Annotated in this window: 8 protein-coding genes; 5 read left to right on the top strand and 3 right to left on the bottom strand. The window is 67.7% G+C overall.

The genetic code is table 11. From position 1 onward, the window contains the following. The first annotated feature begins 96 nt into the window (after nucleotides 1–96). On the top strand, nucleotides 97–933 hold the full coding sequence (locus V3B48_RS08220; RefSeq protein ID WP_032129658.1) for an endonuclease/exonuclease/phosphatase family protein: 837 nt from the start codon (nucleotides 97–99) through the stop codon (nucleotides 931–933). 184 nt (nucleotides 934–1,117) lie between these two features. Here the strand turns inward: V3B48_RS08220 and V3B48_RS08215 are convergent, their stop codons facing one another. Continuing rightward, nucleotides 1,118–3,967 (bottom strand): pitrilysin family protein, encoded by a 2,850-nt coding sequence (locus V3B48_RS08215; protein ID WP_032130144.1) that lies wholly within the window; start codon nucleotides 3,965–3,967, stop codon nucleotides 1,118–1,120. Nucleotides 3,968–4,382: 415 nt separating this feature from the next. On the opposite strand from V3B48_RS08215, the gene V3B48_RS08210 reads away from it, so the two are divergent. Both V3B48_RS08210 and V3B48_RS08205 read left to right on the top strand, forming a co-directional pair. Continuing rightward, complete coding sequence (locus tag V3B48_RS08210; protein WP_032130143.1) at nucleotides 4,383–4,859, top strand: hypothetical protein; 477 nt, start codon at nucleotides 4,383–4,385, stop codon at nucleotides 4,857–4,859. Between the two features lie 69 nt (nucleotides 4,860–4,928). Next, nucleotides 4,929–5,408 carry a tRNA (cytidine(34)-2'-O)-methyltransferase gene (locus V3B48_RS08205; RefSeq protein WP_329893508.1) on the top strand — a complete coding sequence of 160 codons (480 nt, stop codon included), beginning with the start codon at nucleotides 4,929–4,931 and terminating at the stop codon, nucleotides 5,406–5,408. A gap of 595 nt (nucleotides 5,409–6,003) precedes the next feature. Here the strand turns inward: V3B48_RS08205 and V3B48_RS08200 are convergent. Continuing rightward, nucleotides 6,004–7,167, bottom strand: coding sequence for an acyl-CoA dehydrogenase family protein (locus V3B48_RS08200; protein ID WP_071228793.1), 1,164 nt, complete (start codon nucleotides 7,165–7,167; stop codon nucleotides 6,004–6,006). Between the two features lie 315 nt (nucleotides 7,168–7,482). On the opposite strand from V3B48_RS08200, the gene V3B48_RS08195 reads away from it, so the two are divergent. Together V3B48_RS08195 and V3B48_RS08190 are read left to right on the top strand one after the other, a co-directional pair. Then, on the top strand, nucleotides 7,483–9,159 hold the full coding sequence (locus V3B48_RS08195) for an electron transfer flavoprotein-ubiquinone oxidoreductase (RefSeq protein ID WP_049461849.1): 1,677 nt from the start codon (nucleotides 7,483–7,485) through the stop codon (nucleotides 9,157–9,159). Between the two features lie 65 nt (nucleotides 9,160–9,224). After that, nucleotides 9,225–9,626 carry a c-type cytochrome gene (locus V3B48_RS08190; protein WP_032130140.1) on the top strand — a complete coding sequence of 134 codons (402 nt, stop codon included), beginning with the start codon at nucleotides 9,225–9,227 and terminating at the stop codon, nucleotides 9,624–9,626. Here the strand turns inward: V3B48_RS08190 and V3B48_RS08185 are convergent. Further along, nucleotides 9,620–13,219 carry a transporter substrate-binding domain-containing protein gene (locus tag V3B48_RS08185; protein WP_329893507.1) on the bottom strand — a complete coding sequence of 1,200 codons (3,600 nt, stop codon included), beginning with the start codon at nucleotides 13,217–13,219 and terminating at the stop codon, nucleotides 9,620–9,622. The genes V3B48_RS08190 and V3B48_RS08185 overlap by 7 nt on opposite strands. Nucleotides 13,220–13,236 lie beyond the last annotated feature (17 nt).

Below are 13,236 nucleotides of genomic sequence, written 5' to 3'. Positions count from 1 at the left end.
CAGGGCTGCATGACAACGGTGCCAATCCATGGCAGGCAGCGACACTCCGTGCCGGAAGTCACGGCACCTGCACGACAAAAGCGTAAACTTATCGTTATGCGCCCCCTCGCCCCCGCCCGTCTCCTGCTCAGTTGCCTGGTGCTGCTGATGGCGTTGCAGGCACAGGCGCGGCCGCAGGCAACGGCCACCGCCGCCAGCGAGAGCGAGCCCCGGCAACTGACCGTGGCCGCGCTGGAACTGCCCAGCCGCGATGACGCGCAATGGAAGTTGCGCCGTGAGCAGGTCGCGCAACTGCTGACCGAGCTGCAGCCGGACGTGATCTCGGTGCAGCAGGTGCTGCAGCAGCAGGGCCGCAATCCGGCCTGCTGGCTGGCCAGCCGGCTGCGCTACAGCTGCGATTTCGTTACCGCCGATCCGCCCAGCCAGCCGTTGCGGCATGGCAACGCGATGCTGACCCGGCTGCCGGTCAGCGAGGATGGCGTGACCCTGCTGCACCCACCCGGCACCTTCAGCGCCGCCGGCATGATGCGGCTGAAGCTGGGCGAGGCACTGGTCAACATCTATGTGGCACGGCTGCGCCCGGACCCGGACGAGGCCACCGCCCGCCAGCATCAGACCAGCGACCTGATGACCTGGATCGGCGCCACCGCCGAGGGCATGCCCAGCCTGATTGCTGGCGATTTCTCGGCCAACACGGTGGAACTGGTGCGCAGCACGCCGGGTTTCCAGCCCGCCCGGCGCAATCCCGGCGGCCGCGCCGAAGCGCCGGCGGCCAGTGGCGGTGGCAGCAGTGGCCATGGCCTGGATGTGCTGTTCCAGGTCAAGCACTTCGGCGGCATCCGCCAGCAGCCGATCCTGCTGCCAGCCGACGGCGACCTGCCCGGCCTGCGCCTGGGCGTGATGGCCACCCTGCGGCTGCAGGGCGCGGAATAGGTAGTGGCGGGGGGGGGGGGGGGGGGGGGGGGGCCCGGGCGGGGGGGCGGGGGGGGGGGGCGCCGCCCCCCCGCCGGCCCCCGCCGGGGCGCCCCCCGGGCCCCCACCCCCCCCCCCCGGGCCCCCCCCCCCGCCCCCCACTACCGGAGGAGCCGGCCCGCCCCATGGCGGGCCGGGTAGTGCCTTACTTCTTGACCGGATTGCCTTCGGCATCGATCACCGTCACCTCGCCCAGGTTCAGCGCGCGCACGGCCGCTTCGGTCTGCTTGAGGTCACCCACCACCACCCAGGTCAGCGCCTGCGGCTTGATCTCGGCGGCGGCCTGCTGCACCTGTGCCGGGGTCATCGCCTCGATCTCGGCCTTGCGGCGCAGCACGTAGTCATCCGGGCGCTTGAACTGCACGATCGAACCGATGGTCGACGCCACCGCGCTGGCGGTCTCGTAGGCACCGGGCAGGCTCAGGGTCTGGATGTTGCGGATGCGGTTGACCTCGGCGGCGGTGGCCGGCTTGCTGCCGTCGGCGAACGCGGCGATTTCCTTGCGCATTTCCGCCATCGCCGGGCCGGTCTTGTCGATCTGCACCGGCGCGCTGGCCATCCACGGGCGCTGGCCCACCGAATTGATCGCGCTGCTGCGCGCACCGTACGACCAGTGCTTGTCCTCACGCAGGTTCATGTTCAGGCGCGAGGTGAAGTCGCCACCGATCACGCCGTTGGCGATATCGAAGCGGGTCGAGCTGGTGGCGCTGGACGGCGCTACCACCTGGCCGGCGAACAGGTTGGCCTGCACCGCGCCCGGCTGGTCGATCAGGAACACACGCGGGCCCTTCGGCAATGCGACGTCGGTGGCCGCCTTCACCTGCGGGGCATCGCCGGCAGCCTTCCAGTCGCCCAGCTGCTTGTCCAGCAGCGGCACGATTTCCGCCAGCGTGGTATCACCGACCACGATCAGGGTGCCGTTCTGCGGGCGCAGCCAGTCGTGGTGGAAATCAACCAGATCTTCGCGGGTCAGGCCGCTGATCGCCGCCTCATCGCCACTGCCGGTGAACGGAATGGCATACGGGTGGCCCTTGCCATACAGCAGTGGCGGCAGCACGCGCATCGCCACCGCACCCGGGTTGACCTTCTCCTGCTGGATGCCGGCGATCCAGGTCGCCTTGACCCGGTCGATCTCACCCTGCTCGAAGCGCGGCTCGCGCAGCAGGTCGCGGTACAGCGCCAGCGACGGTGCAAGGTTTTCCTTCAGTGCCGACAGGTCCACGCTCATCGAGTCCAGGCCGGCCGAGGCATCCAGGCTGGCGCCCAGCGCATCGGCAGCATCGGCGAAGGCCAGCGAGCCGAGCTTGCCGGCGCCTTCGGTCATCAGGCTCATGGTGAAGTTGGCGGTGCCCGGCTTGCGGCCCTGGTCGGCGCTGAAGCCGCCCGGGAACTGGTAGCTGAACTGCACCACCGGAATCTCATGGCGTTCGGCCAGGATCACCTGGGTGCCGTTCTTCAGCGTGGCGCGCTGCAGCGCCGGGAACTTCAGCTGCGGGAACTCGCGGGTCTGCGGCACGCCGGCCTTGCGGTCGACCTGCTCCGGCAGGGTGCTGTACTTGGGGTCCACCGCAGGAACGTTGAACGGCTTCGGCGCCTGGCTCGGGTCTTCCTTCAGCGCCACACGCTCACCCGGTGCGATCACCAGGGTGTGGCTGCCCTTGTCCAGCCACTGCGCGCCCAGCCGGCTCAGATCAGCAGCACTGGCCTTCTCGATGTTGGCCAGCGAGGTGCGGAAGCAGCCCGGGTCGCCGGTGAACACCGCGCACTCGGCCAGTGCGTCGGCCTTGCCACCGAAGCCGCCAATGCGCTCGATGCCGCGGATGAAGCCGGCGCGGGCACCGGTCTTGGCGCGCTCCAGCTCGGCCGCGGTCGGGCCCTGCTTGATCAGGCGGTCCAGTTCCTCGTCGATGATCTTCTCGACCTTGGCCGGATCCTGGCCCTGCTTGACCGTCGCCATGATCACGAAGTTCGAACCCAGCTGCGAGGTCGAAAGGCCCGAGGCGATGCTGTCCACCAGTTTGTCCTGGTGCTGCAGGCGCTGGCTCAGGCGCGAGGACTTGGCACCGCCCAGGACCTGCGCGAACAGCTGCAGCTGATCGACATCGGTGGTGCCGACCTGCGGCACGTTCCAGGCGCGGTAGATGCGCGCCTGCGGCACCTTGTCGGTCATCGTCTCGCGCGTGTCGGCGTTGCGCTTGGCCACGTTCACTGCCGGCTGCGCCATGGTCGGGCCGGCCGGGATGCTGCCGAAGTACTTGCCGACCTTTTCCTTGGCAGTGGCCAGGTCGATGTCGCCGGCCAGCACCAGCACCGCGTTGTTCGGGCCGTACCAGGTGCGGAACCAGGTCTTCACGTCATCCAGCGACGCCGCGTTCAGATCGTTCATCGAACCGATCACGCCGTGGTGATACGGGTGGCCTACCGGGTACAGCGCCTTGTTGAGCTGGTCCCAGGCCTGACCGTAGGGCTGGTTCTCGCCCTGGCGCTTCTCGTTCTGCACCACGCCACGCTGCTCGTCCAGCGCCGCCTGGTCGATCGCACCGACCAGATGGCCCATGCGGTCCGACTCCATCCACAGCGCCATGTCCAGCGCGGTGGTGGGCACGTTCTCGAAGTAGTTGGTGCGGTCGGTATTGGTGGTGCCGTTCTGGTTGGTGGCACCGACCTGCTTGAACGGTTCGAAGAATTCGCCGTCGTGGTTTTCGCTGCCCTGGAACATCAGGTGTTCGAACAGGTGCGCGAAGCCGGTACGGCCGGCCGGTTCGTCCTTGCTGCCCACGTGGTACCAGACGTTGACGGCGACGATCGGCGCCTTGCGATCGGTATGCACGATCACGCGCAGGCCGTTGGGCAGGGTGAACTGCTCATACGGGATATCGACCTTGGCCGGTGCTGCTGGCTTGGCCGCCAGCGCATGGGAAGGCACAAGCGTGCCCAGGGCGGTGCTGAGGGCGACGGCCAGCAGTGCAGCGCGCGGGCGAAGGGCGAGAGACATATCCGGATCCTTGGTCACATAGGTGAACCCCGATCCTAGCCTGCGCACGCAGCGGCAGGAATCGGCCAGCAGTCACTGGGGGTGTTTGCCCCTGTGCCCCATCCGCAGCGCCGATCTGCGCTGCCTGACCGGTCACAAGCGCCCGCCAGGACCGTCCGGACAGTGTCCGCAGCACATCGAATGGACAGGTGTCCGCCTACCGGACACTTCTCGACCAAACAAAAACTCTTGCAAATCAACAACTAAAAGTTGGCACGGGGATTGCTTGGTACTTCCTGCGCCAAGAAGGGCTTCAGATGAAAGCTGACTGAAGACTGAACAAATGCAGGAAACCGAAAATTTTCCTTGCAAGCCCAGAATCGGTGTACTACCTTACTACCACACCACTGATCACCAACACTAAACAGGCCCCGTCATGAACGCCAAGACCATTGCCATCGCCATCGCCCTGATCGCCGGCACCGCGGTTGTTTCGTCGGTGCAGGCCTCCGAATCCATCCAGACCCTGGCCACCGTGCAGGTCCGCCCGGCCGCCGACCAGCTGGCCCAGCAGGCCTGGGAACAGGCCAGCGGCATCCCGACCCTGGCCACCGTGGAAGTGCGCCCGAGCGCCGACCAGCTGGCCGAGCGCAACGGCTACGTTGCCGCCCCCGTTGCTGCCGCGATGCCGATCACCACCCTGGCCTCGGTGGAAGTGCGCCCGAGCCTGGAACAGCGCGTCGCCCTGGCCGCCGAAATGGAAGCCCAGCGCTACGCCGCCACCCTGGCTGCTGCCGCCACCAACGTCGCCAACTCGGTCATCGTCAACCTGCCGGCCCTGCAGGTGCGCCCGAGCGCCGCCGACCTGCAGGCCCTGGCCACCGAAACCGCCCAGGTCCTGCTGCGCCCGTAACCGGTGCCGCCCTGCCCAGCGCAGGGCGTGCGCCGTAAAGGCGGCGGTCGTCGCAGGTACACTGCGCCGATGAATGCCGCGCCCCAGTTCCATGTGATCCTGTTCCAACCGGAAATCCCTCCCAACACGGGCAATGTGATCCGGCTCTGCGCCAACACCGGCGCGCAGCTGCACCTGGTCGAGCCGCTCGGCTTCGCACTGGAAGACAAGCAGCTCAAGCGCGCCGGCCTGGACTACCACGAGTACTCGCGCCTGCAGGTCCACCCCGCCCTGGACACCGCGCTGGCGCGGATCGCACCGAAGCGGTTGTTCGCACTGAGTACCCGGGCCAGCGTGCGCTACGACAGCGTGGCCTTTGAAGATGGTGATGCGTTCCTGTTCGGCCCGGAAAGCCGCGGCCTGCCGCAGGACGTGCTCGATGCCTTGCCCGATGGCCGCCGCCTGCGCCTGCCGATGCGGCCGGACAACCGCAGCCTCAATCTTTCCAACACCGTTGCGGTGGTGATGTACGAAGCGTGGCGGCAGCACGGGTTTGCTGGCGGCGCGTAAACCGCCTCAGGTGGGTGCGGACCGCTCCTGGTGGGTATGACCTGCTTCTGGTGGGTGCGGACCCTGGTCCGCACCGATGCCCGGTCGCGCACTGAAGGAATGTGCCAACCAAGGTTGGCACCTACCAAAGGCAGGTCCAGGCCGCCGCCGAGAACCTCTGATGGCTGTGGATCGCTTCTGGTGGGTGCGGACCCTGGTCCGCACCGATGCCCGATCGCGCACTGAAGGAATGTGCCAACCAAGGTTGGCACCTACCAAAGGCGGGTCCAGGCAGGCACCGAGAACCTCTGATGGCTGTGGATCGCTTCTGGTGGATGCGGACCCTGGTCCGCACCGATGCCCGGTCGCGCGCTGAAGGAATGTGCCAACCAAGGTTGGCACCTACCAAAGGCAGGTCCAGGCAGGCATCGAGAACCTCTGATGGCTCTGGATCGCTTCTGGTGAGTGCGGACCTTGGTCCGCACTGATGCCCGGTCGCGCGCTGAAGGAATGTGCCAACCAAGGTTGGCACCTACCAAAGCACATCCCAGGTGGCCGTGGCAGGTGCCATGTGCAGCAGATCCACGCCGTGCGTGGATGGTGTTCCCCGCACCGCCTAGAACGCGTTGATGCCGGTCAGTTCGCGGCCGATCACCAGCTGGTGCACGGTCTCGGTGCCTTCATAGGTGATCACCGATTCCAGGTTCAGCGCATGCCGGATCGCTACATGCTCGGTGGTGATGCCGGCGCCGCCCAGCAGATCGCGACACTCGCGGGCGATGTCGATGGCCATGCGGCAGTTGTTCCACTTGGCCAGGCTGACCTGCTGCGGCTGCAGCTGCCCGGCTTCCTTCAGGCGGCCCAGCTGCAGCGCCAGCAGCTGCGCGGTGGTGATGCGGCGGGCCATTTCGGCCAGCTTGATCTGCGCGCTCTGCGTGGCCGCCAGCGGGCGACCGAACAGCACGCGTTCCTTGGCATAGCCCAGCGCTTCATCCAGGCAGGCAATGGCAGCGCCGATCGGGCCCCAGCTGATGCCGTAGCGGGCCTGGGTCAGGCAACCCAGCGGGCCCTTCAGGCCCTTCACGTTCGGCAGGCGGTGGCTGTCGGGCACGCGCACGTCGTCGAAGAACAGCGCGCCGGTCAGCGACGCGCGCAGGCTCATCTTGTGCTTGATCTCCTGCGTGGTGAAGCCGGCCATGCCCTTTTCCAGCACGAAGCCCTGGATGCCGTCCTCGGTCTGCGCCCAGACGATGGCCAGATCGGCCACCGGGCCGCTGGTGATCCACATCTTGCTGCCGCTGATGCGCCAGTCGCTGCCGTCGCGCACCGCGCGGGTCTTCATGCTGGCCGGATCGGAACCGCCGTGTGCCTCGGTCAGGCCGAAGCAGCCGATCAGCTCACCGCGCGCCATCGCCGGCAACCACTGCTGGCGTTGCTCCTCGCTGCCGTAGGCATAGATCGGGTACATGCACAGCGAGCTCTGCACCGAGACGAAGCTGCGCAGGCCCGAATCACCGCGCTCCAGCTCCTGGCAGATCAGGCCATAGCTGACCGCACCCAGGTCGCCGCCGCCGTACTCGGCTGGCAGGGTGGCACCGAGCAGGCCCAGCGCGGCGATCTCCGGCACCAGCTCTGAAGGGAAGCGGGCCTGGTCGAAGGCATCGCCGATGATCGGCAGCACGCGCTCGTTGGTGAAGCGGGCGACGCTCTCCTGCACCGCGCGCTCTTCCTCGTTGAGCAGGGAACGGACATCGAACAGATCGTACGGATGCAAAGCCATGGCACTCACGCGCAGTCAGGACCCGGCCATTGTCGGTCATCCGCAAGCATCGCGTCTGGTAGGTGTGGACCTTGGTCCACACGGAAGCGGGTCCGGGCGGTGAAACAATGTGCCAACCAAGGTTGGCACCTACCCGGCCACGTGCATTACGCTGCACCGCAGCAATCATGACGTGAACATCGTCGATCTAGCTCGATCACGCGCGGCCCGGTACCCTGACACATTCAAACAACCGTTTCGCTCGTGGCTGCACGCGCGATTCCCAGGCACCGCCGGTGGCCCCGATGCCGGCCCTACCCACGAGTCATGCAATCGATGAGCGCTGAAGCCAACGCCCTGCCCCCGCGTGAAGTAATGGAGTTCGACGTGGTGATCGTCGGCGCCGGCCCCGCCGGCCTGGCCACCGCGATCCGCCTGCGCCAGCGCGCGATCGAAGCCGGCCGCGACCTGTCGGTGTGCGTGCTGGAGAAGGGCTCCGAACCGGGCGCGCACGTCCTGTCCGGCGCCGTGATGGATCCGCGCGCACTGACCGAACTGTTCCCGGACTGGGCCGAGCGCGGCGCACCGCTGAAGCAGAAGGTCACCCGCGACGAATTCCTGTTCCTCAGCGAAACCGGCGCACGCAGCACGCCCAATGCGCTGCTGCCGGAGTGCTTCCACAACGAAGGCAACTACATCATCAGCCTGGGTGAAGTGACCCGCTGGCTGGCGCAGCAGGCCGAAGCGCTGGAAGTGGCGATCTTCCCCGGCTTCGCCGCAGCCGAGGTGCTGTACGGCGACAACGGTGAAGTGATCGGCGTGGCCACCGGCGACATGGGCATCGAGAAGGACGGCAGCATCGGCCCGGCCTTCGAACGGGGCATGGCGCTGCAGGCCAAGTACACGATCTTCGCCGAAGGCGCACGCGGCCACCTCGGCCGCCAGCTGATCGCGCGCTACAAGCTGGACGAAGGCAAGGACCCGCAGGCCTACGGCATCGGCATCAAGGAACTGTGGCAGATCGACCCGGCCAAGCATGAGCCGGGCCTGGTGGTGCACGCAGCCGGCTGGCCGCTGGACAGCGACACCTACGGTGGTGCGTTCCTGTACCACGCCGACGGCGGCAAGGTCGCCATCGGTTATGTGGTTGGCCTGGACTACAGGAACCCGTGGCTGAGCCCGTTCGAGGAATTCCAGCGCTTCAAGACCCATCCGTCCATCCGCAAGCACCTGGAGGGTGGCACCCGCATCGGTTACGGCGCGCGTGCGATCACCGCCGGCGGCCTGCTGTCGCTGCCGAAGACGGTGTTCCCGGGTGGCGCGCTGGTCGGCTGCGAGGCCGGCTACCTCAACGCCAGCCGCATCAAGGGCAGCCATGCCGCGATCAAGACCGGCATGCTGTGCGCCGATGCCGCGTTCGACGCGCTGGCCGCCGACCGCCAGCACGATGAACTGAGCGCCTACCCGAAGGCGTTCGAAGCCAGCTGGCTGTTCACCGAACTGCAGCAGGCCAAGAACTTCAAGCAGTGGTTCAAGAAGGGCCAGACCGTGGCCACGCTGATGACCGGCGTGGAGCAGTGGCTGCTGCCGAAGCTGGGCGTGCGCAATCCGCCGTGGACCCTGCACCGCACGCAGCCGGATCACGTCTGCCTGGAGCCGGCGGCCAAGCACACCCGCATCGCCTACCCGAAGCCGGATGGCGTGCTGACCTTCGACCGTCTCAGCTCGGTGTTCCTCAGCAGCACCAACCACGACGAGAACCAGCCCAGCCACCTGACGCTGAAGGACCCCAGCATTCCGGTGAAGGTGAACCTGGCCGAGTACGCCGGCCCGGAAGCCCGCTACTGCCCGGCGGGTGTGTACGAGTTCGTCGGTGAAGCCGATAACGCGCGCCTGCAGATCAACGCGCAGAACTGCGTGCACTGCAAGACCTGCGACATCAAGGACCCGACCCAGAACATCGTCTGGGTGACCCCGCAGGGCGGTGGCGGCCCGAACTATTCGGGCATGTGATTGCTCCGGGCTGCGACCGCGTGTCGCAGCCCACCTGCCCCGCTGCGTCGCTATCCTGCCCGCCCATGCGTGCTTTCCGCCTGCTCATCACCATTGCTTTGACCCTGGCGGCCACGGCCTGCCAGCGCCCGCCTGCGGCACCGGCCACGCCGGAACAGGCGCAGCAGCAGGCCATGCAGCGCGCGTTCGAGCTGTGTGCCGGCTGCCACACCGTGCAACCTGGTGGCATCCACCGCTTCGGACCCAATCTGCACGGCGTGATCGGCCGCCGCGCTGGCAGCCTGCCGGACTATGGCTATTCCGACGGCATGCGCCGCGCCGATATCACCTGGACCGCGCAGACCCTGGATGCGTTCCTGCAGTCGCCCACCCACGTGGTGCCCGGCACGCGCATGTACAACGCCTTCCCCAGCGCCGAACGCCGCGCACTGGTGATCGCCTACCTGCAGCAGCAGTCGGCTCAGTGAGCCAGGCGCTGCAGCTGTCGCTGCAGCCGTGCCACAAATTCCGCCACCGCCGCGAACAACGGCGCCACATCGGTTTCCGCCGCATCCTGCAGACGCTCCACCAGCGCATTGGCCTGCCCGGCCAGCACTGTCGCTCCCACCGCGCCCAAACCACCGGCCTGACGATGCAGGTGCAGTGCGGCCGCCTCGCGATCTCCAGCCTGCAGCGCGCGCTGCACGGCGGCAAGATCGCCCTCGCTGGCCTGCAACAGGCTGTCGCGCAGCTGCTCGGCCACCGCACGTGAGCCGAAGCGCCGCTGCAGGCTGTCCAGATCGGGCAGCGTCCCAGCATCGTCGACGGCGGACTCGGCCTGCGGCTCCTCGAACGACTGTCCCTGCGCCTGCGGCAACCAGCGCAGCAGTGCGGTGCGCAGCGTGGCCAGTGACAGCGGCTTGGCCAGCACTTCGTCCATGCCGGCCTCGCGGCAGCGCCGTGCATCGTCATCCAGCACGCTGGCGGTCAGCGCCAGCACGGTCAGCCGCGGCTGGCCGTTGCGGCCCTCGCGTTCGCGCAGCAGGCGGGTGAAACCGAAGCCATCGAGCACCGGCATCCGGCAGTCGGTGATCACCAGATCGAAACTCTCCGACGACAGCCGATCCAAGCCCTGCTGGCCGTCACCGACCATCACATGCGGCACCCCCAGCTGCTGCAGTCGCCAGGCCATCATCGCCTGGTTGGTCGGGTGGTCTTCGATCACCAGCACCCGCGCCTGGCGCAGCGCCGGCGGCAGCAGCGAGGCCTGTTCCTGCTCGGCGACCAGCGCTTCCACATCACCGCTGCCGGCTTCCACCAGCGACAGCCGCACCTCGGCGCGGGTCCCTTCGCCCAGCGTGCTGTGCAGCTCCAGCTCGCCGTCCATCATCTGCACCAGACGCTGGCAGATGCTCAGGCCCAGGCCAGTACCCCCATGGTCGCGCTGGATGTAGGCACCGGCCTGGGTGAACGGCGCAAACAGGTGCTGCAGCTGTTCCGGCGCGATGCCGATGCCGGTGTCGGTGACGCTCAGGCACAGCGGCTGGCTGCCGTCTTCGGCGGTCGGCCCCAGCACGTCCAGCTGCAGCCGCACTTCGCCGCGCACGGTGAACTTGATGGCGTTGCTGAGCAGGTTGAACACGATCTGGCGCAGGCGCACGCCATCCACTTCGTGCGCGGCCGCCAGCTGCGGGTCGATCTGCACGTGCAGGTCCAGCCCACGTGCACTGGCCTGCGCCGACAACAACCGGCACACGCTTTCCAGCAATGGCCGCAGCGGCTGCGGCACCGGTTCCAGGCGCAGCGCGCCGGCCTCAAGCCGCGAGTAGTCAAGAATATCGTCGAGGATCTGCCGCAGCATCTGCGCCGAATCCTCGATCACCCCGAGGATGCGCTGCTGCTCGGCATCCAGCGGCGAATGCGCCAGCACTTCCAGCATGCCCAGCACGCCACTCATCGGCGTTCGGATTTCATGGCTCATGGTCGCCAGGAAACGCGACTTCGCCTCCGCCGCCTGTTCGGCGTCGGCCTTGGCCGCAGTCAGGGCCTCGGCCTGTGCACGCGCCTCGCTGACATCCACCCAGTATCCACTCCAGGTGACCACGCCCGCTTCCGCCGCATAGGGATGGGCCTGGCTGCGCACCCAGCGCGCGCCGGTGCCTTCAGGTCGCAGCCGGAACTCGAGAACAAGCGGTGCGAACTGGCGCGCCGCCTGCTCGACCGCATGCAGGATGTGCTCGCGGTCGTCTTCCTCGATGCGCTCCAGCAGGCACATTGCATCCTGTTCGGCCTGCTGCCGGCTGATCCCGAACAACGCCTGCAGGTCACCGGCAATGAACGGGAAGCTGAGGGTTCCGTCTGCCGCGCGGCGAGCCTGATAGACCACGGCAGGCAGGTTGTCGGTGACTTCGGCCAGGCGCTGTTCCAGGTGACGCCGTCCGGCCACCTCGCGGCGCAGCCGCCAATGCCCGATGGCGTGCACCAGCAGCGCGGTGAGCAGCACCAGCAGCAGCGGCACGCCCCAGCGCATCGCGCTGTTCCAGTCCAGGCCGTTGCGGTACTCGACGGCCAGCCAGTCCCCGCGCAGGGCCTCGCGCTTGCGCGGCGTCATCTGCAGCAGCAGGCGGTCGAAGGTGGTGGCCAGGGCGGCATGGCGGCGCTCAACCGCCAGCACCAGCTGATCGTTGAAACCTGCCGGTGCCGCCACCTGCAGGCGCCCCGGGAAGCGGTTGCGCAGCAGATGGTCAACCAGTGCCAGGTTGCCTACGTAGGCATCGGCGTCGCCATTGATCAGACGCTGCAGGGCCTGTTCCGCGCTGCGTGCCGCGATGATCCGCGCCTGCGGCGCCTGCTGCAGCACATAGCCACGCACACGTTCCGGATCGGACAGCAGCACCCGCTTGCCCTGCAGGTCGGACAGGCCCAGCAACGCCGGGCTGTCACGCCGGCTGACGATCACGTTCGGCACGCTGATGAAGGGCTGGCTGAACACCCAGTCCGGGCCCAGGTAGCGAGAATCGGCAGGAATGCCCATCACCGCCTGCAGCTCGCCGCGGCGCGCCTTCTCGCGCACCTCGTACCAGTCATGGCTGTTTTCCACCTGCAGGTTGGCGCCAGCCTGCAGCAGGCGCCGCAGGTATTCGCTGGCCAGGCCACTGGGGTTGCCATCCTGGTCCGCGAACGACAGCGGCGCCGCGTTCGGCGCGAAGCCGATCTTCAACGGCTGCTCCAATACCCGTTTCTCGGCCTGGCTCAACGCCAGCTGTGCCGATGCCGACCACTGCGGAGGTGGCAGCCAGCGCTGCACCAGCGCATCGCGCTGGGCCTGGCTGGTCGCAGCCAGTGCCAGGTCCAATGCTTCGGCCAACGGCTGCTTGCTGTTGGGAACACCGAAGTGCAGCCGTTCGGGCGGCAGATCGCTGGGACGCAGCAGCACGACCCTCTGCAGGTCCTCGCGTGCGATCAGTTCGGTGGCCACGTAGGCATTGCCGATGTAAACGTCTGCCTTGTCGTCTCTGACCATCTCCAGCGCCGCCAACGAGCTGTTTGCGACAAGCTGTCGTGCCCGGGGAAAGCGCGCCCGCACCTGCGGGCCGGTCAGGAAGTCCTGCTCGATCACCACCCGCAGTCCATCCAGGTCGGGGATGTCGGAGGCACGCAGGTCATCCGGGCGTCCCACCAGGGCCAGCGGTGCCTCGCCATAGGCGGCGGTATAGACCATGCAGCGGGTGCGGTCGGCACTGAGACCGACATTCATCACTACATCGATCTCGCCACGACATGCCGCATCCAGCACGGATGTCCAGTCGGGATAGCGCCGTGCCTCCACCTTCACGCCCAGCTGACGGGCGAGAAGCGACAGATAATCCGGGCCCAGGCCGACCTGCTGGCCATCACGGAGGGACTCGAACGGCGGCCAGCCACTGTCATACTGGCCCACGACGATGCTCGGATGCGCGGCAAGGTACTCGCGCTGCAGCGGGCTGAGCGGCAACAGCCCAGGCACTGCCTGTGCCAGCGCCGCAGGCAGCACCAGCACGGCCAGCAGCAGGACCAGCCCGCGAACAGCCCAGCTACGCATCGGCGTTGATCTCCTAG

Source organism: Stenotrophomonas sp. SMYL20 (genome assembly GCF_036320045.1).
Taxonomy (GTDB): domain Bacteria; phylum Pseudomonadota; class Gammaproteobacteria; order Xanthomonadales; family Xanthomonadaceae; genus Stenotrophomonas; species Stenotrophomonas maltophilia_A.
This window is presented reverse-complemented; position numbering and strand designations above follow the sequence as displayed.

Bases quoted from the DNA above. Each gene is read 5' to 3' on its own strand.
- V3B48_RS08220 (WP_032129658.1), top strand. From the start codon at position 97: ATGCGCCCCCTCGCCCCCGCCCGTCTCCTGCTCAGTTGCCTGGTGCTG.
- V3B48_RS08215 (WP_032130144.1), bottom strand. From the start codon at position 3,967: ATGTCTCTCGCCCTTCGCCCGCGCGCTGCACTGCTGGCCGTCGCCCTC.
- V3B48_RS08210 (WP_032130143.1), top strand. From the start codon at position 4,383: ATGAACGCCAAGACCATTGCCATCGCCATCGCCCTGATCGCCGGCACC.
- V3B48_RS08205 (WP_329893508.1), top strand. From the start codon at position 4,929: ATGAATGCCGCGCCCCAGTTCCATGTGATCCTGTTCCAACCGGAAATC.
- V3B48_RS08200 (WP_071228793.1), bottom strand. From the start codon at position 7,167: ATGGCTTTGCATCCGTACGATCTGTTCGATGTCCGTTCCCTGCTCAAC.
- V3B48_RS08195 (WP_049461849.1), top strand. From the start codon at position 7,483: ATGAGCGCTGAAGCCAACGCCCTGCCCCCGCGTGAAGTAATGGAGTTC.
- V3B48_RS08190 (WP_032130140.1), top strand. From the start codon at position 9,225: ATGCGTGCTTTCCGCCTGCTCATCACCATTGCTTTGACCCTGGCGGCC.
- V3B48_RS08185 (WP_329893507.1), bottom strand. From the start codon at position 13,219: ATGCGTAGCTGGGCTGTTCGCGGGCTGGTCCTGCTGCTGGCCGTGCTG.